This window comes from Porticoccus hydrocarbonoclasticus MCTG13d (assembly GCF_000744735.1).
Taxonomy (GTDB): Bacteria; Pseudomonadota; Gammaproteobacteria; order Pseudomonadales; family Porticoccaceae; genus Porticoccus; species Porticoccus hydrocarbonoclasticus.
Genome location: NZ_JQMM01000001.1, coordinates 1,073,945 through 1,097,064 on the forward strand (window position 1 = coordinate 1,073,945; position 23,120 = coordinate 1,097,064).

The window sequence follows — 23,120 nt, forward strand, 5'->3', positions numbered from 1 at the left end:
GAGGAAAAAGTGATGCAGCTCAAGCGCATATTTGAGAAACCGGTAGATCGCACTATAGAGGGCGTGATCAAGGCTGACGATGACGCCAGTCTGCGCCTCGAAATTGAGGAGTACGTGCTGACCAAGGAGGTCGAGGCTCGACTGGAGAGCTTCCTGGATGCCTACAATAACTTCGAGGGCGCCAACGGCGTATGGGTATCAGGCTTCTTTGGCTCAGGTAAATCCCACCTGCTCAAGATGTTGGCCCTTTTGCTGGAAAATCGGCTCATCGACGGTGCGGCAACCCTCGACCTGTTCCTGCCCAAGTGCAACGACAACGAGATCCTGCGCGGCGATCTCAAGCGCTCGGCTGCCATTCCCTCCCGGAGCATTCTGTTCAATATCGATCAGAAAGCCGATGTCATCAGCAAAACCCAGATCGATGCATTGCTGGCAGTGTTCGTGAAAGTCTTCGACGAAATGTGTGGCTACTATGGCAAGCATGGTCACATCGCTCAGTTTGAGCGAGACCTGGACAGCCGAAATCTGTATCAGCAGTTCCAGGACACCTATGAAAGCATCGCCGGCCGATCCTGGCAAAAAGGCCGGGAACAGGCGCTGCTTGAGGGCGCCAACATCGCTCGCGCCTATGCCCAGGTGACTGGAACCGATGAGGAGAACACCAAAGGCATTCTCGACAAGTATCGCGCCCAGTATCGGGTGTCCATTGAAGACTTTGCCGATCAGGTCAAAGCCTACATAGACCAGCAGGAGAGCGGATTCCGGCTCAACTTCTTCATCGATGAGGTGGGTCAGTACGTTGCCGACAACGTCAAACTGATGACCAACCTGCAAACCATTGCCGAGAGCCTGGCCACAAAGTGCCGAGGACAGGCGTGGATCATCGTCACCGCTCAGGAGGATATGAGCAACGTCGTCGGGGAGATGAATCGTCAGCAGAGTAATGATTTCACCAAGATCCAGGCTCGTTTTGCCAATCGGATGAAGCTGACCAGCACCAACGTGGCGGAGGTAATCCAGAAGCGCCTGCTGCTCAAGAACGAAGAAGGCGTGGCCGTGCTGTCGGACATCTACCACCGCGAGATGAACAACTTCAAAACCCTGTTCGATTTCGCCGACGGGTCGGTGACCTTCAAAAACTACCGTGACCGGGAGCACTTCATCCACAGCTACCCGTTTATCCCCTATCAGTTCGATCTGTTTCAGTCAGCGATCCAGAATCTGTCCCAGCACAATGCATTTGAGGGCCAACACAGCTCCGTAGGCGAGCGATCCATGCTGGGCGTCTTCCAACAGGTGGCCGTACATATTGGGGGCCACTCTATCGGCCAACTGGCTACCTTTGACCTCATGTTCGAGGGAATTCGCACCGCACTCAAATCCCATATTCAGAGTGCGATCCAGCAGGCTGAGCGTAACCTCGAAGATCCACTGGCTCTGCGCCTGCTCAAGGCTTTGTTCCTCGTCAAATATATCCGGGAGTTCAAGGCCAGCCACCACAACTTGTCCATCCTGGTGATGAACTGTTTCCAGTGCGATTTACCCAAATTGCGCAAGGAAGTAGAACAGGCTCTGAGCCTGCTCGAGCAGCAAACCTACATTCAGCGCAACGGCGGGCTTTACGAATACCTCACCGATCAGGAAAAGGACGTCGAGCAGGAGATCAAGAACACCTCGGTCGAGAACAGTGATGTCACCGCTGAACTTGAGAAAATCGTGTTCGACCAGATTATTCGGACACGCAAGATTCGCTACGAAGACAACGGCCAAGACTACATCTTCACCCGCAAACTCGACGACAAACATTTGGGGCGGGAATATGAGCTGGCCATCAACGTCATCACCCCTTTTCATGAGCACGCCGACAACGACGATATGCTCAGAACCCGCTCAACCTACGAGCGCAACGAACTGATGGTGGTCATGCCCAGTGATGACCGCATCATGCGCGACCTGCTGATGTACAAGCGCACAGAGAAGTACGTCGCCCAAAACACCTCCATGAATCAGCAGGAATCGATGCAGCGCATCCTGTCCGACAAGAGTGCCCAAAACCGTCAGCGTTATGCAGAACTGCAACAGCGTCTTCAAGTCCTTCTAGGCAAGGCCCGCCTGCTGGTCGGTGGCACCGAGCTGGATACCGGACGAGAAGACGCTCAGAATCGTATCACCAAGGGATTTTATGAACTGATAGCCCTCGCTTATCCCAATCTGCGCATGCTGCGCAATGTGGTGTACATCGAAGCGGACGTGGTGAAGTGCCTGAAGGAGTCTGCCAAGGGACTGATAGGCGCCGATACCACAACCCTGTCCGAAGCTGAGCAGGAAATGTTGGCCTTCATCCAGAGCAATCAGCGGGGCGGCGTCAGAACCACCATCAAGAGCCTGCTGGAGAAGTTCGAACGCGGCCCCTACGGCTGGTACTACGCCGCCATTCTCTACACCCTGGCGAGTCTGTGTGCCCGGGGCAAACTCGAAGCCCGCGCCGATGGCAACCTGTTGGAGGAGGATACCCTCGAAAGAGCCCTCCTCAACACCCATGGTCAGGGCAACGTGGTGCTGGAGCCCCAGGTGGAATTCAGTGCTTCACAGATTCGTGCCCTTAAGGAGTTTTACGAGGACTTCTTTGCCAGCCCAGTCAAGGCCAACGAGGCCAAGGCACTGGGGAGGGAAGTAAGCGAGGCTTTCAAGGCACTGATCAGCGACCAGCTCACACCACTGCAGGCCCAGGTTGACCAATATCCGTTACTTCAGGCGCTGCAACCGGTGGTTGAGCGACTGCGAGAGTTGGCTAGCAAACCCTACACCTGGTATCTCACTGAGCTGGTTCGGCAAGAGGGTGAGTTACTGGATTTGAAGGAAAGTGTCCTCGACCCGATCCAAAAATTTATGAGCGGCCCGCAAAAGCAAATCTACGAAAACACTCAGCGGCTGCTGCAGGAGCACGAGAGCAATCTGATGTATCTCGGCGGTGACACCGGCGCCACTTTACGCGCAGCTCTGGCCGATCCTGAGTGCTTCAAGGGCAACCGCATGCAGCAGGTAAAGGCGGATCTTGACAGCCTACAGGTTGAACTGGATCGCACCATTGATGCCGAGCTGATTCAGGCGAAAGATGCCTTTGCCTCCTTGCGCGGGCGCCTGAGTGGTATGTCCGAATTCTCTGCCCTGTCCCCAGATCAACAGTCCCTGCTCACCCGCACATTTGACGAGGCGGAGCAACGTATCGCCAGCCGCCGGCTAATTGCAGAGATTCGCGACGGCCTGCGCAATTTTGAAGACAACGACTATCCCCGGCTGTTGTCGCAGCTCGCTAATTGGGGCCAGCCACCCATGTCGGATCAATCGGAGCCGCCATTTGATGAACCCCGGCAGCAGAATATCGGTGAGCCAACCGCTACGCCGCCCATCCCGACCAAAGCGCCGCAAACTGTGGAGTACGTCAATCGCAAGCGCATCGATGTCCCCTTCGATAAGGCCTGGCTAGCCGATGAGGGCGATGTAGAGCGCTATTTAGAGGCGGTCAGAGAAGCACTGCTGACAGAAATCCGTTTGGGTAAAAGGATCCAGATATGAGCCGAATGGAGGCTGAGGCGCTTTTGCGCACCGCGCTCGGCAACCCCCATGCGGAATTCCGCGATGGCCAGTGGGAGGCCATCGATGCTCTAGTTACCCAACGCAAGAAGCTGCTGGTGGTCCAGCGCACCGGCTGGGGTAAAAGCTCGGTGTACTTTGTCGCCACTCGGCTGCAGCGAGACCGGGGATTCGGCCCCACCATTATCGTGTCGCCGCTGCTGGCCCTGATGCGCAACCAGATCGAAGCAGCGGATCGGCTAGGGATTCGCGCCATCACCATGAACTCGACCAACCGGGAGCAGAATGGGGAGCTTACCCGACGGGTGCTCAACAACGAGGTGGATTGCCTGCTGATCTCACCCGAGCGGCTTGCTAACGATGAGTTCGCCGAAACGGTACTGCAGCCTATTGCCGACAATATAGGCCTGTTGGTGGTGGACGAAGCCCACTGTATCTCCGACTGGGGCCACGATTTCAGGCCCGATTACCGACGTCTGCTCAATGTTCTGCGCCAGTTACCGCTCAATATGCCGGTTCTGGCCACCACTGCCACTGCTAATGATCGCGTCATCAACGACGTGGTGCAGCAGCTGGGCAATATCGAGGTCATGCGCGGATCGCTGGTGCGCGAAAGTCTTGCACTGCAAAACATCACCTTGCCGGATCAGGCCAGTCGTCTTGCTTGGCTGACAGACGCAATTCCCACTATTGAAGGCGCCGGCATCGTTTATGTGCTCACCAAGCGGGATGCGGAACAGGTCAGGAATTGGCTGGTCAGCCAAGGCATTGACGCCCAAGCCTACTACAGTGGCATAGAGCACCCTGACTTCCCCACATCCAATACCTATCGCGAGCATCTTGAAGACCTGCTGCTCAGCAACCGCCTAAAGGTACTGGTGGCCACCACCGCGCTGGGCATGGGTTACGACAAGCCGGACCTCAGCTTTGTTATCCACTATCAAGCGCCAGGCTCTATAGTAGGCTACTACCAGCAAGTGGGCCGTGCCGGACGCGGCATCGATGACTCTTTTGGTATCTTGCTGTCCGGAGAAGAGGACGAGCGCATCCACGACTACTTCCGCCGCTCCGCCTTTCCCGACGAGACGGAGGTGAATCAAATTTTGGCTCTACTGGAAGACCACGATGGTCTCTCGGTCCCAAATATTCAGCAATATCTCAATCTCCGCCAAGGCCAAATCGAGAAGGTACTGAAGTACCTCAGTGTAGAAAGTCCCTCCCCTGTCATTAAGGATCGTTCTCGGTGGCTGCGGACACCTGTGTCCTTCCAGCTGGATCGCGAGCGCATCGCCCGCCTAACCGCCCAGCGAGAAGTGGAATGGCAGGAGGTGCAGGGCTACATCAATGCCGATGGCTGCCTGATGGAATACCTCCGCCAGTCGCTCGACGACCCTGAAGCCGAACCCTGCGGTCAGTGCGCCAATTGTCTGGAAAAACCCATTTTTTCCACCGCGGTCGATCGCCAGAAGGTCGTCGAGGCAGCTCGTTTTCTCAGGCACTCTGAACTGGTCATCAGCCCCAAAAAACAGGTGGCGGCCAATGCCTTCCCGGTGTATGGCTTTCGCGGCAATCTTCTTCCCGAGTTGCTCGCTGCCGAAGGGCGTATCCTCAGTCGCTGGGGCGATGGCGGCTGGGGAGGTCTGGTAGAAGACGACAAGCACGGGGGCCATTTCCGCGATGAGCTGGTGGATGCTGTCATCGAGATGATCCGACAGCGGTGGCAGCCTGCACCAGCCCCGGAGTGGGTCACCTGCGTACCTTCCTTGAACCACACGAACCTGGTTCCTGACTTTGCCCAGCGCCTTGCCGCCAGGTTGGGTCTGCCCTTTGTACCAGCAGCCATTGCCAAAGTCCGCGCCAATCAGCCACAGAAATTGCAAAATAATCGGTATCACCAATGCAGCAATCTGGACGGTGTGTTTGCAGTGGACCACTCGATTCCCTCCGGCCCCGTTTTACTGGTGGACGACGTGGTGGACTCCGGCTGGACCATGACCGTCCTCGCGGCGTTACTGCGTCGCAACGGATGTGGCAATGTCTATCCCGTGGCTCTAGCTTCATCCAGTACGAGCGATTGACCAATGCTTTCACCCAATACTCAGGCGATACTCCTGCTCACTGGCCACTTTTCCAAAGCTGGCAACGAGGATGTACGACCACTGACAAATAGGGAGTGGGGCCAATTCGCCCTCTGGCTCAAGGAGCAAGGGCTAACCCCGGAAAAGTTACTGGACAGCAATCCGGAAGCACTGCTGGCGCACTGGCCGGATAGTAAAATCACCACCGGCCGGTTGCTGCAGCTGCTCAATCGCGGTTCCGCCCTCGCCCTCGCAGTAGAGAAATGGCTGCGTTCAGGCCTCTGGATTATCACCCGCTCCGATGGGGACTACCCTCAGCGGCTCAAGATGCACCTGAAAACCGATTCGCCGCCCGTCCTCTTTGGCTGCGGCAACCGTAGCCTGCTCAACCGGGGAGGTATCGCCGTGGTGGGCTCCCGCAAGGCCAATGATGACGACCTCGCCTACAGCCGTCAGCTGGGCCAGTTAGTGGCGGCCCAAGGCTATTCCATCGTGTCGGGGGGCGCCCGCGGTATCGATGAATTCGCTATGCTTGGATCGCTAGAGGCCGAGGGCACAGTGATCGGCGTCATGGCCGACAGCCTCTTGCGGGCAGCGTCTTCCTCCAAATATCGCCGCCACCTCGTCAACAACAATCTGGTATTGATTTCGCCCTTTTACCCGGAAGCAGGGTTCAACCCCGGCAACGCCATGCAGCGCAACAAGTACATTTATTGCCTGGCCGATGTTGCCGTAGCCGTCCATTCAGGCACCTCCGGTGGTACCTGGAACGGCGTAGTGGAAAACCTCAAAAAGGGCTGGGTGCCCATGTGGGTAAAGCCCAGCGATGACGCCACTGCCGGTAACAGCCTGCTGGTCAAACAGGGGGCTCGCTACCTTTCGGAACCACTTGACCAGCTCGATTTAAATGTCTTTATCACTTCCACATCAACCCCAGTAGCTGAGCCTAAGGGCGACCTGTTTGGCCAGTCGGCTACCAACATCAGCGAGCCTCAGGTATCACCATTCACCCCCGAGCCTGGACGCGAGCAAAAAGATACCGAGCAAGAACAGCCGCCTGCCTGGACTGAGACATCAGAACTTGAACCAAAGCCAACATCTGACGAACCGCAATCGGTACCTGAGCCTGAACTGGGCTCAACAGCTGAGTCAGAGCCTCAATTGACGCCGGTTGTAAGGCCCGAGGAGAAAACCAACCCCAATCTATCCGACTTGGGATTCTACGACCTATTTCTGGCAAAACTGGCAAGCTGGTGTACCAGTAAAGCGTTGAGTGTGGAACAACTCCAGGAATTGTCTGGCCTGCACAAAAGCCAGCTCACTGGCTGGTTGAAACAGGCAGTGGACGAAGGCCATATCACCAAACTCAGCCGTCCGGTGCGCTATCGTTGCCAGACCGCACAACAAAATGACATGTTCAAGGACAAGTAACACCCCATGGAAACCGCCAAGCTCAAGAAATTTGCCCAGTACGCCCGCCGCAACCTGATCGAGCAGGTATCGATCCGACTCAAACAGGTGACTGCACACGAAAGCAGCGCCAGCCGGGAGCACCCCGCTGCTCTCAAGAAACTGCACGAGGCTATCAAAGAGATTGGTGAGGACGAGGTCATCGAACAGGTGGCCTACATCTGGTTCAACCGCTTCTGCGCCCTGCGCTTCATGGATGTGAACCGCTACACCCGCATCGGCGTGGTGTCGCCCGCCGAAGGACAGTTCCAGCCCGAGATTTTGGCCGAGGCCAAGATGGGGCACATTGACGACAAGATGGTGCCCGACAGCTCTTCATCTCAAAGTAAGCGGCAGCAGATCTTCGCTCTGCTCGACGGCAAAGCACCCAGCCGCGACCCGCAGGGCGAGGCGTACCGCCTGCTGGTGGTGGCCGCCTGCAACTTCTGGAACAAGGCGATGCCGTTCCTGTTTCAGCGCATCGATGACTACACCGAGCTGCTGATGCCCGATGACCTGCTCTCGGGCAACTCCATCCTCGCCTATACCCGCGAAGCAATGACGCCGGATGCCTGCGAGGATGTCGAGGTAATTGGCTGGCTCTACCAGTTCTACATCTCCGAGAAGAAGGACGAGGTGTTCGACGGCCTGAAGAAGAACAAGAAAATCACGCCCGAGAACATCCCAGCCGCCACCCAGCTTTTTACCCCGCATTGGATCGTGCGCTACCTGGTGGAAAACTCCCTCGGCCGCCTGTGGCTGCTCAACCGTCCCGGCTCGAAGCTGGCCCTACAGATGGATTACTATATCAAGCCAGCGCCTGCGGCGGATGGTAAAGAGCAGGCCGAAACGGACTTCCTGCGCATCGCCAAGCCGGAAGAGATCAAGATCTGCGACCCGGCATGTGGCTCCGGCCACATGCTCACCTATGCCTTTGACCTGCTCTACGCCATCTACGAGGAGGAAGGCTACGAGCCCGCCGAGATTCCGGAGAAAATCCTCACGAATAACCTCTACGGCATCGAGATCGACGAACGTGCCGGGGAGCTGGCCGCCTTTGCCCTGACCATGAAGGCCCGCGCCAAACAGCGCCGGTTCTTCAACAAGGGCGTCAAGCCGAACATCTGCGTGCTGGAGAATGTCCACTTCGACGAGGGCGAGATGAAGAACTACATGGACTTTGTCGGGCGCGACCTGTTCACCGTGCCGCTGCAAACCACCCTGCGACAGTTCGAAGAGGCCGACAACTTCGGTTCACTGATCCGCCCGGATGTCACCGACGTGGACGGCATGCTCAGGATTCTGGAGTCAAAGAACGTCTCCGGGCAGTTGTTTATCAGCATGACTCACCAGAAGGTGCTGCAAGCCCTGCGGCAGGCCGATTACCTGAGTCCCCAATACCATGTGGTGATTGCCAATCCGCCGTATATGGGTGGCAAAGGGATGAATGGGCGGTTGGCGGCGTGGCTTAAGGACAACTACGAGGATGTAAAGTCAGATTTATTCTCTGCCTTTATCGTTCGCAACACTGAGATGACGCTGCCAAGTGGCCAGCTCGGGTTCATGTCACCCTTTGTGTGGATGTTTATCTCCTCCTACGAAAAGCTTCGCAGCTTTTTGATTAACCAGAAGACCATTACGTCACTGGTTCAGTTAGAGTATTCAGGTTTCGATGGTGCTACCGTGCCGATTTGCACATTCACTGTTGAGAATGCTCATCGCCCGGATTTCAAAGGTGGCTATGTCAGACTTTCCGATTTTCGTGGCTCAGAAAACCAAGGCCCGAAAACGCTGGAGGCTATTAAGAATTCTGATTGCGGCTGGTTCTATCGTGCATCGGCGTCGGATTTTAGAAAAATCCCCGGAAGTCCTATTGCGTACAATTTGGGGCGAGCAACTTACGAGGCATATTCGTTACATCCCAAAATAGATGAGTTTGGAGAAACAGGATCAGGACTTCAAACAAGCGATAACAATCGATTTCTGCGGCAATGGTTTGAAGTGGATTACCCAAACATTGAATTTAGAGCGCATGATCCTTCCACTGCAAAAAACAGCTTATGCAAATGGTTTCCACACAAAAAAGGCGGCCCCTATCGTAAATGGTACGGAAATAATGATTTTGTGTTGAATTGGGGTAATGGCGGCTCAGAATTGTATGAATTCGCTAGCAACTTGTATGGCTCACCTACGAGGATCATAAAAAATACTCACAGGTACTATCAAAGAGCAATTACGTGGTCACATACGACCAGCTCTCATTTCAGTGCTAGGGTACTTGAAGAAGGATTTATTTTTAACGTCGAAGCGCCATCCTTGTTTGGTGTCGAAGAAGAGCTATTTTTACCATACCTATGTTCTGTTGTCGGAATTCGCTTTATAGAACTCGCGAATCCTACATTGCACTTTGTATCGAATAGTGTTGGCGAACTTCCTTTCGCTTACGACACCGTAAAGACTCAGCGGGAAGCGTTAAAAACAATCTGCGATGATTCTGTAAAGCATTCTAAGTCCGATTGGAGTGCCTACGAAACATCCTGGGACTTCACCGGCACGCCATTGCTTAACCCTGACCATCGCCAGCCAACCCTAAAAGCCACCTATCAGAAGCTCCGCGCCAACTGGCGTGAGATGACGATAGAGATGCAGCGGCTGGAGCAAGAAAACAACCGCATCTTTATTGACGCCTACGGTCTGGAGGATGAGCTGGATGAAAAGGTTGACCTCAACGAAATCACCCTGACCTGCAACCCGCACTACCGCTACGGCAACGACAAGAGCGAGGACGAGCTGGAGGCGCTGCTGCTGGCCGACACCATGCGCGAGCTGATTTCCTATGCGGTGGGCTGCATGTTCGGCCGCTATGCGTTGGACAAGCCAGGGCTGATTCTGGCCAACCAGGGCGAGACCATAGAGGACTACCTGAAGCGGGTTCCGGAGCCGAGCTTCTCGGCCGATGACGACAACGTTATCCCCATGCTCGATGGGGACTGGTTCACGGACGACATCGCCGAGCGCTTCCGCAAGTTCCTGCGCGTGGCTTTTGGCGATGAGCACTACGAGGCCAACCTCAAGTTCGTCGAAAAGGCGCTGGGCAAGAATGGCAAGGCCCGCGACATCCGCGATTACTTCCTCAAGGATTTCTATAGCGACCATGTGAAGCGCTACAAGAAGCGCCCCATCTATTGGTTGTTCAGCAGCCCCAAGGGCAGCTTCAACGCTTTGATCTACATGCACCGCTACCGGCCCGATACGGTCAGCGTGGTGCTCAATGACTACCTGCGCGAGTTCCGCACCAAGCTCACCTCCCACAAGAACCATCTTGAGGCGGTCAGCATCAGCGCCAGCAGCAACCAGGGCGAGAAGACCAAGGCACTAAAGGAGATTGAGCAGATCAGAAAAATGCTTGTTGAAATGGAGGAGTATGAGCGCGAAGTACTCTACCCATTGGCAACTAAACAGGTGGAGATCGACCTCGATGACGGCGTGAAGGTCAACTACCCCAAACTCGGCGCGGCCTTGAAGAAGATCCCCGGCCTGGATGCGAAAGGGGATTAGGCATGGCAGGAGAATACGAGAAGGCGATTACTATTCAGGAGGCTATCGCCGCGATTAATGCTGGCGATTATCTACTGCCCGCGATCCAGCGCAAATTCGTCTGGAGCAGTCACCAGATCTGCGTTTTGTTCGATTCCATCATGAGGGATTACCCAATTAACTCTTTCATGATGTGGGAAGTTAAGAGTGACAAAATCAAAAACGACTACAAATTTTATGAGTTCCTGAAATCCTATTGCCAGCGTTTCAGCGAGGAAAACCCGCACAAGCCGACCCATGCCAGCTATAAAAACTTCAAGGCAATCATCGACGGGCAGCAGCGCCTGACCTCCTTGTATATTGGCTTGTGTGGGACTTATGCGTATAAGCAGCCTCGCGTGTGGTGGCCGGAAACCCGGGATGACAAGGTGCTGCCGCCACGCAAATTGTACCTTGATCTTGCGCAGCCTGTGGACTCGCAAGACAACGAGTCCCTGATGCTTTACAACTTCAGATTCCTGACTGACGCCCAGTACCAGAGCGCCTCGGCTGCTGATGATGCAAAGCATCATTGGTTTTGTCCGCATGATGTCCTTAAGATGCCACAGGTTGAGGGTTGTAATCATGTTTGGAGCAAGGTCGTAAAACCTTATCTAGAAACCAATGATCTGCTGGATAACGAGTATGCCGGAGATACACTCGGGCAGTTGTATGACGTAATCCGCTCCCAGCGCATCATTCATTATTTCAATGAAACCAGCCAGGAGATTGATCATGTGCTGGATGTATTTATTCGTACGAACAGTGGCGGCACCAAGCTCGACTTTTCAGACTTGTTGATGTCGATTGCCGTAGCAAACTGGGATGGAGACTTCCGCCAGGATTTGGATGGGCTGATTCGCCAGATTCACCAGAGTGCTGATATGGGCTTTTACATGGAGCGTGATTGGGTGCTGAAAACCTGTCTGGTGCTCACTGGTGCAGACGTTCGCTTTAAGGTAAAAAACTTCAGTGCCGAGCAGGTGCGTCAGATACAGTCCTCCTGGGCTTTAATCAAAGACTGCATTTTGGAGACCCTGCGGCTGATCCGTCGGTTCGGTATTAACGCTCAGTCGCTGACATCCAAAAATGCTGCGATCCCGATTTGTTATTACCTGTACAACAAGCAAGTAGGTGATGAGCCGCTATTTAAGAGCATAAACAACCTTGCTCGGCATAATGAGCAGCGGGATTTGCTCAGCCGCTGGTTTTATATGGCGTTGCTAAAAGGGGTATTTGGCGGACAGGCGGATACCATACTGAAATCCATGCGAGATGTTCTTGATCAGCATCTTGAACAAACGTATTTCCCGTTGCAGGAGGTGGTAGATCGATACACCGCAACCAACAAGGATCTTCGATTTGATGACGAGTACATGGAGAACTTGTTGAATATTGAGCATGGGGAAGGACGCTGCCGTGCCCTGTTGCATTTGCTGTTCCCGGAAATGAATGTAACGGAAGTTTTCCATATCGATCATCTGCACCCACGCAACCACTTTGACAAGAAATGCCTGAGTAAGGTGGATTATCTTGTCAACGACCCGGACAAGATGGCGTTTTATGCCGAATCCCGTCATTGGAACAGCATTGCCAACCTTCATCTGCTCAATGATTCCCAGAATATAAGCAAATCGGATCGGCCTCTGAAGGACTGGCTGATGGATTCATCTGTCCACATAACTGCGGGAAGCTTGTTGGTCGAGGGCGTCGATCTTGGCTTTGAGGCTTTTCCGGAATTTTTTGCCGCCCGCAGAGCAGCACTCAAAGAGCGCTTGAAAAGCCGCGTGTTTATTTCCCATTCCATTCCGGCAGATCCCGAGCCTGACGATATGGATGAAGAGGTGGTCGAGGATGTTTTGGAATGAGTAATCAGATTGAGCGTGCACTGCTAAAACTCTTCGACCGGCACCGTATCGTCTTCTGGTACGACACAAAGGAGGAGTTGCGCTGCGATTTCGATTCTCTTTCGCTGGATGGAGTGGTAAAGCTGGAAATTGCCAATAACGAGTATGGAGTCAAGCACCGCATAGTGCGGGAGCAGCCTGAGCAGCTCTTTTTGCTTTACCACGAGGGGCCCCAGCCGGCGGATCTCGATAACTGGCTGCTGGATGTTCAGCTGGCTCATGGCGAGTTTCGCACCGACCAGTCCGCGTTGTGGCTGGCGGAGCTGGATCTCGGCTTTGAGTTTTCTGTCCTGGCAGAGGGCCACGCCGAGTTCTTCCAAGCCGTTAAAAGGCGTGAGGCCCTCAAGAAATTGTTAACCGCTGACGACAGCGCCCAGACAATCCGCCTCAAGATGCTCGCTGTGTGCGCCAGCGCTGAGGCACGGCTGGATGTGATCGCCGAGAATCTGTTGCAGGAACTGGCAGAAGGCCGGGATGAGCGCATACTCCTGATTGGCCGCTGCCAGCTTGAGGGTTTTCTCTGGGAGCAAATTACACGCATCTATGGCTACCGCTCAAGCGAGCCGGGTATTCGCGACTTTGTGATTGAGCTGTTCAAAAGCTGCTATGCGATGGGTACGGATGGCGAAGTTCAGCTCCATGGTGATGCGCTGGTGTTTCTCAAGCGCTGGAAGGACAGTCGCACTCTGGAGGTCAGTTTTGAGACCCTGTCCGCCGACTGTGCTGATGTACTCAGTATTGAGCAGGATCTGGCTCAGCGCGATTTTCGGAACTTGATGGAGATGGATTACTTCCGCCTCATAGACCAACAGATTATCGCCGGGTTGGTACATGCGGTAGCTACCCGTACCGCGACCAGTGCTGATGTTGCCCTGTGGGTGCGCCAGCGCCGCCAAAGCCATTGGTATCGTGAATTTAGCCATCTCTATGAGGCGATTGATCAGGCTGCACAGTTCATTCAGGTGCTGGGCGAAGTGCAGCTGACCATGGACAGTCTTGCCGAAGGGGTGGAACGCTACAGCCGCACCTGGTTCCGACTCGATCAGCTTTATCGGCGCTTTATCTATAATGTCCGCCGCTCCGGCGAGGCCACCCTGATGGGCGAGTTGGCCGATCAGGTGGAGAATCTTTACACCAACAACTTCCTGCTCAAGGTCAACGACCGCTGGCAAGCCTGTGTGGATCGCGCCGACCGCTGGGATGCCGCACCGGTGCCTTCCCAGCACCAGTTCTACAACCGCTGGGTGAAGCCATTCCTGGACCGCGATACACGAGTGTGCGTGATCATCTCCGACGCCATGCGCTACGAGATCGGTGAGGAACTGCTAAGCCGTATCCGCCAGGAAGATCGCTATGGCGCCGAGCTGGAGCCAGCCCTGTCGGTACTGCCCAGCTACACCCAATTAGGCATGGCGGCACTGTTGCCCCACCGGGAGATGAGCATTGCCGAGGGTGACAGTGGCAGCGTACTGGTGGATGGCCTGAGCTCTCAGGGTACAGCCAACCGCGACAGGATTCTCAAGGCAGCCAATGAGGGTCGTGCCGAGGCCATCACCTTTGAGACGCTGATAGGTTTGAATCGGGACATCAGTCGCGACCTTCTCAAGGGCAATGATGTCCTGTACATCTACCACAACCGTATTGATCATACCGGTGACAAGATGCACTCCGAGGGCCAGGCCTTCGAAGCCACGGAAGTGGCACTCGACGAGTTGGTGCGGGCGGTAAAGAAGCTCACCGCGGCCAATGCCAACAACATCCTGATCACCGCCGATCACGGTTTTATCTATCAACACCGCGCCATTGATGAGAGCGATTTCGCGGTAGTAGAGCCGTCGGGAGAGTCGGTGCTGTATCGCGACCGCCGCTTTGTGTTGGGCAAGGGGCTGAAAGCGCAGGACAGCCTGCGTACCTTCTCGGCCGCCCAGTTGGGACTGGTGGGCGACATGGAGGTACAGATTCCCAAGTCCATTAACCGCCTGCGCCTGAAAGGCTCGGGTAGTCGTTTTGTACACGGCGGCGCCTCCTTGCAGGAAGTGGTGGTCCCGGTGCTGCGCATCAACAAGCGGCGGCAGAGTGATACTGCGCTGGTGGATGTTGAGATCCTGCGTGGCGCCAGCTCAGTCATCACGTCCGGCCAGCTGGCCGTGGTCTTCTATCAGGCTCAGGCGGTGACCGACAAGATTCAGCTACGAAACCTCCGCGCTGGCATCTACACTCAGGCCGGCGAGCTGATCTCGGATCGCCACGAAATGGTCTTTGATTTGACCGCTGAAAACCCTCGCGACCGAGAGCAGTCGTTACGTTTTGTGTTAACCCGTGAGGCGGATCAGGCCAATGGGCAGGAAGTGGTACTGCGGTTGGAAGAGAAGCTCGCCGGCACTTCACATTACAAGGAGTACAAGTCGCTGCGCTATACCATGCGCCGGTCCTTTACCAGCGACTTTGATTTTTAGGAGAACTGAGCCATGAGCGCGCTTGATAACAAGATCAACCATCTATTCCCGGGACTGGTGGTACGCAAGGACCTGGTCAAGATGGTGAAGGGCAATGCCATCGTCCCCTCCTACGTACTTGAGTACCTGTTGGGTCAATACTGCGCTACCAGCGATGAGGCGACTATCCAGACCGGTATCGAGACAGTCAAGGAAATCCTGCGCAAGCACTATGTCCACCGCAACGAAGCTGGGCTGGTGCGCTCCAACATCAAGGAACGAGGTCGCTACAAAGTCATCGACAAAATTAGCGTGGCGCTGAACGATAAGAGCGATGCCTACGAGGCTGAGTTCTCCAGCTTGGGGATCAAGAAGGTACTGGTGGATTCCGGCACGGTGAAGTCGCACCCCAAGCTGCTGGTGAGCGGGGTATGGTGTATTGCCGACCTGGAGTACGAGTTCACTGAAGACAAGAATGCTTCCCCCTGGATTCTGTCGACCTTGAAACCCATCCAGCTGTCTCACTTCGATTACGAGAGCTATTTGGACGCGCGCAAGCAATTCACCACGGATGAGTGGATTGACATGCTGATCCAGAGCATCGGTTTCAATCCCGAAATGTTTGGCAAGCGCAGCAAGCTGCTTCAGCTGGTACGGCTGATTCCCTTCTGTGAGCGCAACTACAACCTGATTGAACTTGGCCCCAAGGGGACTGGCAAATCCCACGTGTACTCAGAGTTTTCACCCCACGGTATTTTGATCTCCGGCGGCGAAGTGACAGTACCGAAGCTCTTCGTGAACAACTCCAACGGCAAGATTGGCCTGGTGGGATATTGGGACTGCGTGGCCTTCGATGAATTCGCCGGCAAGCAGAAGCGGGTCGACAAGGCATTGGTCGACATCATGAAAAACTTCATGGCCAACAAGTCCTTCTCCAGGGGGGTAGAAACTCTGGGCGCCGAGGCCTCGATGGTCTTTGTGGGCAACACGAGACATACCGTGCCCTATATGCTCAAGCACTCCGATCTGTTCGATGAGTTACCGGGCAAGTTCTACGATTCAGCGTTTTTGGATCGGCTGCACTTCTATATCCCTGGCTGGGAGGTCGACATCATTCGCGGCGAAATGTTCTCCAGCGGCTACGGCTTTGTGGTGGACTACCTGGCTGAGATCCTGCGCTCACTACGCAACCACGATTACTCGGACCGCTACCAGGATCGATTCACATTGTCATCAGAGATTTCCACCCGCGACCGCGACGGAATCAACAAGACTTTCTCGGGCCTGATGAAGATCCTGTTCCCCCACGATGGTGCTACCGACGAGGAGATTGAGGAGATACTGACCTTCGCTATCGAGGGCCGCAAGCGAGTTAAGGATCAGCTGCAACGTATTGATGACACCTATGGCACGGTGAACTTTACCTTCCAGACCCCAGCGGGCGACTGGAAACCGGTCACGACTCTGGAGGAGCGAGAGTACCCCACCTATTACCACCGCACCGTGGGCGATGGAGAGGAAGACGACGAAATGACTGCGGAGCAGACCTTGTCGCCGGCCGATGGTGTCGCAATAACGACTGGCGCCTTACCTGTCATGAAAGAGCAGCATCTGACATTCAACGAAAACCAGAAGGGTGTTTCCTACGACAAGTTGTTTGGCCCCTGGCTGGAGGGTGCTCGTAGCATTACTGTCACTGACCCCTATATTCGGTTGTTCTACCAGACGCGCAACCTGATGGAATTCGTAGAGACCGTTGCCCGCTTCAAACCAGAAGGTGAAGAGGTGAAGGTTCACTTGGTAACCGTCGAGGACGAGTTCAAGAGCGATCAGCAGCGGGAAAACTTCCAGAAGATTGAAGAAGCCTGCGCTGCCGTGGGAATCGAGTTTACCTGGGCGCTTGATCAGGGAGGGTCAATTCATGCACGGCATATTGTCACTGATCATGGCTGGAAGATCTCGCTGGATCGCGGCCTCGATGTGTTCCAGCACTATGAGATGAACGAGGCTTTCAGCTTTGCCAATCGGATGCAGCCCTTTCGGGCCTGCAAGGCGTTTGAGATTACTTATATCAAAATTTGAAAACAACCACAGGACGAGGAGGTTGGTGATGCCGGGTGTAAATCTGCTCAAAGACTGGATGCGTCTGACCGAGGCTGCCGAGTACCTCTCTGGCGTACTGAAAGACAAGCTTGAACCCAAGGATCTACTCCAATTTGCCATTGACGGACAGCTACGGTTATCGGTCAACTTCCTTCTGACACAGGCATATGGCAATCAAGCAGTCATATGTCGACGACCGCCAAAGAAAAACCAGGGACAGGTGTACGAGCTAAGGAGTCGGCGCTATGTGCATGTTACCCCTCACACTGTGTCGCTGGATGGTATTTTTGAGCTCCCAATGATTGGAGGAGAGGCCACCAACATTAAACAGGGCTATCTGAAGCAAACTGGCGTTAGCAGCCCACTTATCTCACAGCCTGAAGGGGTGTATGTTCAAAGCCTTGATGGCATCTTTTACCAGCTGCAAGACTGTCTTGAGGATGCTAAAGAAGATAAGAGCTCTGAGCAGACAGGCGAAACTGATCTGCCATCCCCGAGTGATCAAGGCGAAAACGTCATTTTAACCGCTGAAGCTGAAAGCGACGAAGATAAAGTTTGGAATAACGTTGCCATGTTTAGACGTGGAGACGTGGAAAAATATCGTCCTTCTGCAACACTTCCGCGAGGCTCAATGGTGGTGGTCAGAAAAGACAACCTTGTGGAGTTCGCCCGCAACTGCAAAGCCCAGTCGTCTAACCCAACGGCGATACCAGACCTGGAGCGCACGAGTCTGTTGAAGATGGTGTACGGGATGGCGGTAACAGCCTACAACTATCGCGCAAAGGCCACCAGAAACCGCGCAACGGGAGAGAATTTAGGCTCCATTCACGCGGACCTCGATCGGCTGGGGCTAAATCTTGATGTTGATACGATCCGGAAGTACGTCAAGGAAGCTGAAGTGCGGTTCACCGAGCAGGAGTAGCTTCGGTTAGTGCCCAATCACATCGACAAACCAGTTAACCGAATTCGGCCTAAGCCATTCTAGGTCTTGTCAGAATTGCTCTGTCTTTTACCGAACGGAGTAAACCCCTGATGAACAACCTTCCTGCTACCGGCTTTCTTCGCCTCCACCAAATCATCGGTGACAAGCGAGTCGAGCCGCCAACTACTGCCATTATTCCCGTCTCGAAATCCACCTGGTGGGCCGGTGTTGCCAGTGGAAGATACCCTCAGCCAGTTAAGATTGGTTCTCGCTGCACGGCTTGGCGGGTTGAGGATATACGCTCTTTCATTGAGAAGGGAGGGGTGGCATGAAAGCAGAACACAATCCCATTAAGCGTTTACAACAAAGGCCTACCCGATCAAATGCCATCAAGGCTATGTGCGCCTACTGTATGGGCTGTAACGCAGATTATATTGAACCTGGTTTTCGTGCATCTATTCAAGGGTGCACAGCTCCACAATGCCCTCTTTACACCTTCAGGCCGTATCAGGACAAAAAACAGGGGGCGAGCATTCTAAAAACCAATTTAGACCCTCAACCATCCCAAGGCATAGGTGCCCCAGCTAAACCCTCTGAAAAAATACTCGCGGTGGGGAAAAGGGGGGCGCAAATATGAAAGCGCGCTATCTGGTCGAAGTAGAAACGGTAATTGTCACACCATCGATTATTGAAGCCACCTGTGATGACGAAGCTATCAAACATGTAATGCAAGACGATGGTCAACCTTGGTATGGGCAGGCTGGAAACCCCAGAGTAAAAGCATTGGGGGAGATCAGCCATGAGTGATTTGAAACTCAGAATGCCGAAATCCCACCCCTGTTTCTGCAAGCTCCATTTCTCTGCACCCCGCAAGGGGTGCTGGTATCTGGATGTTTATGCCGAGCGGATCAAGTCGGTATTTCATAATATCTATATGTGCCTTGTAAGCACCCTTCCCTATGAAACGGGAAACATTCGCTGATGTGGTCGAGTTGGACGGGATGCCCTTCAGGGTCAACAACGGCGGCGGCAAACATTCGTGCTACGTTGAGATACTGAGTGTTATCCACGACCAGCTTGAGGCCATGCTCAGTTATCACAGCAAGGTATTAATGTTGCGACTTGATCTGCACCTTGATGGTTTCAGCCCTGATAACCATGAACTATCTAGGTTCATCGAAAAGATTAAGCGACGCTACCAGGAGCACTATCGTGGTAAGCGAATGGGGTATGTCTGGGTGCGTGAACTGGAACGAGCCAAACAGCAACACTATCACTTAGCCTTATACCTGGATGCCAATAAGATACAGCACCCAGCTAGGTTGATTAACTGGATTGAACAACGCTGGCAGAGTCGTGGACACCCGAAGCCCTTTACCCCTAAAAACTGCTTTTCTGTGATTAACCGAAAGAATGATTCCTGCAAGCAAGCGGTATTTGAACGACTTTCATACCTGGCAAAAACACGGGGCAAGGGTTATAGGTGCAAGGACACGAATGATTATTCCGGCAGCCGTATCAAACTCAAAAAAGACTCTGCAGGCGACGTGACGTCTCAGGCTTCATCACACCCAAGAGCAGAGAGTAACGATGGAAAATCTGATCAACCAATACACAAACATCTCACGGTCAGCAGGCGGCTTCTACGAGAAAGTCCACAGCCTTAACACTACTAACACGTTAGCAACCCGGACTTCAGCGACCACGCAATTGACACAGTCATTTCTGGTGACTAGTCTTCGACCTGTAGCCTCGCAATTCTCGAACACCCCTGGGCAATTGGAGCCCAGACCGTTCGCTGAATGCGGGGCTTTTTTTGTTAATGTGTTGGTATAAGCTAACAGCAAAAAAAAGGCGCAGCGGTTTGCTTATGAAGCCAAAAAATGAAGTCTGAAACGATATTCTCTAATGCATCAAGACGACTGAAAAATGACAAGGCAGAGGCAAGGGTCGAAGAGCTTGAAAAGCAGGCCAAGAAAATGAAGTCTGAGACGGTATTCTCTACCGCATCAAGATTGCTAAAGGACCGCAAGGTTGCCGCAAGGGTCAAGAGGCCCAAGATAAAGCTTCGGAATTACTAAAAAACACAAGGTCGCACTAAGGGTTGAAAAGATTCAGATTCAGGTCACACAGGCTTCGGAATTAATAAAAAACGGTAAGGTTATGGTAAGGGTTCAAGAGGCCCAGGGTAAGGCTTCGGAATTGCTAGAAATAGTAACACTACTCTAAGAAATCCCCTCAGATCTTGATTGGGGGTGAGGGTAAAATCTGGTGACTTCAGATCAGAAGATGAGAGAAGATGATTATGGTGGCTTCCGTGGGTCTCGCTCTGATTTTGATTGCTGTCGTCGCTCTTGCGGGCTTCCGGCTCAAAGTCCGTCTACGGCGCAGGTGCGTCAAGGCTTGTGCAACACACCTCAACCCAGGGGAGCCGGAAGACTTGGCCAGCCTTCCTCGAAGTCTGATTCACCCGCATTAAATGGAGTTTGTTAATGGAATATGCCATTTACTTTCTCGTCGCCACCGCCGTCGCGGGCTGTCTTTTGTACGTCCGTAGGAAGCTTCGCAAACGTCGCAACAACATGCGTACTGCGGTCAGCGAATACCGTCCATTCAGAGGTTATGCTTCTGACCTTCCGAATTGCGTCCTGCAACCTAACTCCACCACGGGTGTCCGGCCCGACTCGAAGGGACGTGCCTGACTTTGCCATCCCGGTCAGTCGCTAGGGCGCACAAAAAAGTAGACATATAGTAGACGGCTAGAGGTCTTTCTTCCTCCTGACACTAACGGATGTCTTAAAGCATCAAATTTGGCTTAACGTCCTTAGAACAACAACCTCCGTGCCGGTTCGACCCCGGCTTCGGCACCATCTAAATTAAATAGGTATACACGCTCGATATGCTGTTTTTATATTCAGCCTATCGAGGTGTTGTTAAATCCTTTGCTCGCTTTATACTCAGTCAATGCGCGTTATCATGAAAACCGTAAAAAATAATCTAAATAAAACCAGGTGTTGCAGGTTATCGGGAAAAGATAAAGAGATCCTATTATTTTAGATAATAGGAAAAACTCGCTTTATTCAGAAGGGAATCGGATATGTCTCAATTTTCTATTCTGTATCAATCCCTTATCAAAAGGTGCCAAATATCAGCTTTGTCAAAGTGCTAGTGCGCCATATACAAATCTTATAAATACTGGGCATTGTACCGAGCATGTGAAATGAAAAAGTACTGTTTATATATTCTATTGGTGGCGTTCGTATCTGCGTGCGCATCACCTGGACGGGAAGCTTACATAAAAGATGACCAGTCAAAGCATAAAAGCCAAGGCGAAATTATTCAATCCGATAAAATTTGGCAGTGCAAAGATTATGTATATGACGACCACATTGCGCTTGAGCTTACCAAAACCAGCGTCACAGTAGATGATGTGATGGAAAAAGCGCTGGATGAAACCTTAAGAGAAAATGATGCCTCAATTGAGGATCTGAACAAAGATGAAGGTGCTATAGATGCTTTAAATAAACTTAAAGAGTTTTATGCAGGGTCAATTCGGCTAAGTGGCGAAGAGCCTGAAGGCGCCATCTACAACCGGCAAGGTCTGAATCATCGCTGGGAGTGGGGAGATGGGTATGTATTTATTCTGGAGCCTAGTGGTAGAGGCTATTACTATGATTTCACGCAAGCTGAAAAAGGTGAATCTGTTAGGCCAAGCGACAGTTTTAAGTGCAAGAGAAAATAAATTTATAACAAGCTGCTCAAAGGCCGCTTGCGCGGCAAGGACCTCCGTTCCGGCGCTTCTCGCCTCCACTGCGGCCCTTTAGCACAGCGTTAAGTTTCAAAGGATAGATCATTGAAAGCAGCAACGATAAAATTATTTCTTGTTCACGGAAGTCCAAATGGCTTGCGAACTGCTGAGCTCTCCAATTGGTCTGGAAAGGCTATCGCAGCTCCACGAACAGAAGTGTCTGAGTTGTTGAAACGAGAAGAGCTTACAAGCCCAGGTTTTTATTTGCTAACTGGCGTTGACCCAGAATCAGGCGATAGAACTATCTATATAGGCGAAGCTGAAAATGTAGCTAATCGACTAAAAGGACATGCAGCAAAAGATTTTTGGAATGCTGTCACAGTCTTTGTTTCAAAAGACGAAAATATGACCAAAGCACATATACGTTACTTGGAGGGGATATTAATTGAAAATGCCAATAACAATGGCAACTCCATAGTAATGAACTCAGCCAGTAGTGGCGCGAGGCTACCTGAATCTGACGCAGCGGAGATGGATGTATTTTTAGAAAAGTGCCTCCAGTTACTCCCTGTCCTTGGTATATCTGACTTTAATAAAAAAGTAGACCAAGCAAGTGAATCTAAGGATCTTCTCTATTGCAAAATCAAAGGATTAATTGCATCGGGCAAAAGAACTGCGAATGGGTTTGTTGTTTTTGCAGGTTCTCAAGCGGTTATTGATCATAGACCTTCCGCCAAACGTATGAAGGCGAAGCGAGAGCAACTTATTGAGAAAGGTATGCTAAAGGAAAATGGGGACCATCTTGTATTCACAAAAGATATTGAGTTTGGCTCACCTAGTACAGCTGGTAGCGTTATAAGGGGCGGTGCGACTAATGGTCTCACTGCTTGGAAAAGCTCAAGTGGAAAACAATTAAAAGAAATCGAAGAAAATGAAACTTAATGAAGCCAAGCACAATCGTGCAATGCAAAAAACCGCATTGCACTGGCCATCGCTACGCTCGGCCAGTGTTGGAGGCGTTATGTGCACGCGAATTTAACCTGAGTCACTAAAGATGAAGAATAGAAAAGTGAGGCGAGACGATCTCAAAACAGATCCAAATAATAAGAATAAGACTATTCCTCCCTCTTGGGGGGTCTGGGAAACTCCAGGGCAGTATCATGAAGGCAACTACCCGGTAAGAGAGAGGGAGCTTGTTCGAGATTACGGATCGGCTACGCTAATTGAGTTGCACTTGGATAAAGCTAGTGCGCAAGAACAGAAGAAGTTACTTAATGGGTGATAAGACGCATAACGAAGCCGGGCACA

General features: G+C 52.8%; 14 protein-coding genes. All 14 read left to right on the forward strand.

What is annotated here, in order from left to right; all coding sequences use genetic code 11:
* The first annotated feature begins 12 nt into the window (after positions 1-12).
* The 14 genes from brxC (at position 13) to U740_RS05200 (ending at position 22,754) form a co-directional block, all read left to right on the forward strand.
* Complete coding sequence (gene brxC, locus U740_RS05135) at positions 13-3,576, forward strand: BREX system P-loop protein BrxC (protein ID WP_036859475.1); 3,564 nt, start codon at positions 13-15, stop codon at positions 3,574-3,576.
* The gene (locus U740_RS05140) at positions 3,573-5,672 is read left to right on the forward strand and encodes a RecQ family ATP-dependent DNA helicase (protein ID WP_036859478.1); all 2,100 of its coding nucleotides are present in this window, start codon (positions 3,573-3,575) and stop codon (positions 5,670-5,672) included. The genes brxC and U740_RS05140 overlap by 4 nt, the downstream gene beginning before the upstream one ends.
* Before the next feature lie 3 nt (positions 5,673-5,675).
* The gene (locus U740_RS05145; RefSeq protein WP_036859479.1) at positions 5,676-7,103 is read left to right on the forward strand and encodes a DNA-processing protein DprA; all 1,428 of its coding nucleotides are present in this window, start codon (positions 5,676-5,678) and stop codon (positions 7,101-7,103) included.
* Positions 7,104-7,109: 6 nt separating this feature from the next.
* On the forward strand, positions 7,110-10,679 hold the full coding sequence (gene pglX, locus U740_RS05150; RefSeq protein WP_036859481.1) for a BREX-1 system adenine-specific DNA-methyltransferase PglX: 3,570 nt from the start codon (positions 7,110-7,112) through the stop codon (positions 10,677-10,679).
* Between the two features lie 2 nt (positions 10,680-10,681).
* Positions 10,682-12,565 (forward strand): DUF262 domain-containing protein, encoded by a 1,884-nt coding sequence (locus tag U740_RS05155; RefSeq protein ID WP_036859483.1) that lies wholly within the window; start codon positions 10,682-10,684, stop codon positions 12,563-12,565.
* Entirely contained in the window at positions 12,562-15,060 is a 2,499-nt protein-coding gene (gene pglZ, locus U740_RS05160; protein ID WP_036859486.1) for a BREX-1 system phosphatase PglZ type A, read from the forward strand. The genes U740_RS05155 and pglZ overlap by 4 nt, the downstream gene beginning before the upstream one ends.
* 12 nt (positions 15,061-15,072) lie before the next feature.
* Positions 15,073-17,121, forward strand: a complete 2,049-nt coding sequence (gene brxL / locus U740_RS05165) for a BREX system Lon protease-like protein BrxL (protein WP_036859488.1) — start codon at positions 15,073-15,075, stop codon at positions 17,119-17,121.
* Positions 17,122-17,149: 28 nt separating this feature from the next.
* Positions 17,150-18,064 carry a hypothetical protein gene (locus tag U740_RS05170; protein ID WP_036859490.1) on the forward strand — a complete coding sequence of 305 codons (915 nt, stop codon included), beginning with the start codon at positions 17,150-17,152 and terminating at the stop codon, positions 18,062-18,064.
* Positions 18,065-18,174: 110 nt separating this feature from the next.
* Positions 18,175-18,396, forward strand: a complete 222-nt coding sequence (locus U740_RS05175) for a helix-turn-helix transcriptional regulator (protein ID WP_036859492.1) — start codon at positions 18,175-18,177, stop codon at positions 18,394-18,396.
* 301 nt (positions 18,397-18,697) lie between these two features.
* The gene (locus tag U740_RS12190) at positions 18,698-18,871 is read left to right on the forward strand and encodes a hypothetical protein (protein ID WP_160172049.1); all 174 of its coding nucleotides are present in this window, start codon (positions 18,698-18,700) and stop codon (positions 18,869-18,871) included.
* The gene (locus U740_RS12105; protein ID WP_152556789.1) at positions 18,864-19,046 is read left to right on the forward strand and encodes a hypothetical protein; all 183 of its coding nucleotides are present in this window, start codon (positions 18,864-18,866) and stop codon (positions 19,044-19,046) included. The genes U740_RS12190 and U740_RS12105 overlap by 8 nt, the downstream gene beginning before the upstream one ends.
* Positions 19,024-19,731, forward strand: a complete 708-nt coding sequence (locus U740_RS05185) for a YagK/YfjJ domain-containing protein (protein ID WP_051921216.1) — start codon at positions 19,024-19,026, stop codon at positions 19,729-19,731. The genes U740_RS12105 and U740_RS05185 overlap by 23 nt, the downstream gene beginning before the upstream one ends.
* 1,553 nt (positions 19,732-21,284) lie before the next feature.
* Positions 21,285-21,806 carry a hypothetical protein gene (locus U740_RS05195; protein WP_036859498.1) on the forward strand — a complete coding sequence of 174 codons (522 nt, stop codon included), beginning with the start codon at positions 21,285-21,287 and terminating at the stop codon, positions 21,804-21,806.
* A 111-nt stretch (positions 21,807-21,917) separates the two neighbouring features.
* The gene (locus tag U740_RS05200) at positions 21,918-22,754 is read left to right on the forward strand and encodes a GIY-YIG nuclease family protein (RefSeq protein ID WP_036859500.1); all 837 of its coding nucleotides are present in this window, start codon (positions 21,918-21,920) and stop codon (positions 22,752-22,754) included.
* Positions 22,755-23,120: the final 366 nt, after the last annotated feature.

What these genes read in the sequence shown, in the direction of transcription:
- brxC (WP_036859475.1), top strand. Translation starts at nt 13, where the DNA reads ATGCAGCTCAAGCGCATATTTGAGAAACCGGTAGATCGCACTATAGAG.
- U740_RS05140 (WP_036859478.1), top strand. Translation starts at nt 3,573, where the DNA reads ATGAGCCGAATGGAGGCTGAGGCGCTTTTGCGCACCGCGCTCGGCAAC.
- U740_RS05145 (WP_036859479.1), top strand. Translation starts at nt 5,676, where the DNA reads ATGCTTTCACCCAATACTCAGGCGATACTCCTGCTCACTGGCCACTTT.
- pglX (WP_036859481.1), top strand. Translation starts at nt 7,110, where the DNA reads ATGGAAACCGCCAAGCTCAAGAAATTTGCCCAGTACGCCCGCCGCAAC.
- U740_RS05155 (WP_036859483.1), top strand. Translation starts at nt 10,682, where the DNA reads ATGGCAGGAGAATACGAGAAGGCGATTACTATTCAGGAGGCTATCGCC.
- pglZ (WP_036859486.1), top strand. Translation starts at nt 12,562, where the DNA reads ATGAGTAATCAGATTGAGCGTGCACTGCTAAAACTCTTCGACCGGCAC.
- brxL (WP_036859488.1), top strand. Translation starts at nt 15,073, where the DNA reads ATGAGCGCGCTTGATAACAAGATCAACCATCTATTCCCGGGACTGGTG.
- U740_RS05170 (WP_036859490.1), top strand. Translation starts at nt 17,150, where the DNA reads ATGCCGGGTGTAAATCTGCTCAAAGACTGGATGCGTCTGACCGAGGCT.
- U740_RS05175 (WP_036859492.1), top strand. Translation starts at nt 18,175, where the DNA reads ATGAACAACCTTCCTGCTACCGGCTTTCTTCGCCTCCACCAAATCATC.
- U740_RS12190 (WP_160172049.1), top strand. Translation starts at nt 18,698, where the DNA reads ATGAAAGCGCGCTATCTGGTCGAAGTAGAAACGGTAATTGTCACACCA.
- U740_RS12105 (WP_152556789.1), top strand. Translation starts at nt 18,864, where the DNA reads ATGAGTGATTTGAAACTCAGAATGCCGAAATCCCACCCCTGTTTCTGC.
- U740_RS05185 (WP_051921216.1), top strand. Translation starts at nt 19,024, where the DNA reads ATGAAACGGGAAACATTCGCTGATGTGGTCGAGTTGGACGGGATGCCC.
- U740_RS05195 (WP_036859498.1), top strand. Translation starts at nt 21,285, where the DNA reads ATGAAAAAGTACTGTTTATATATTCTATTGGTGGCGTTCGTATCTGCG.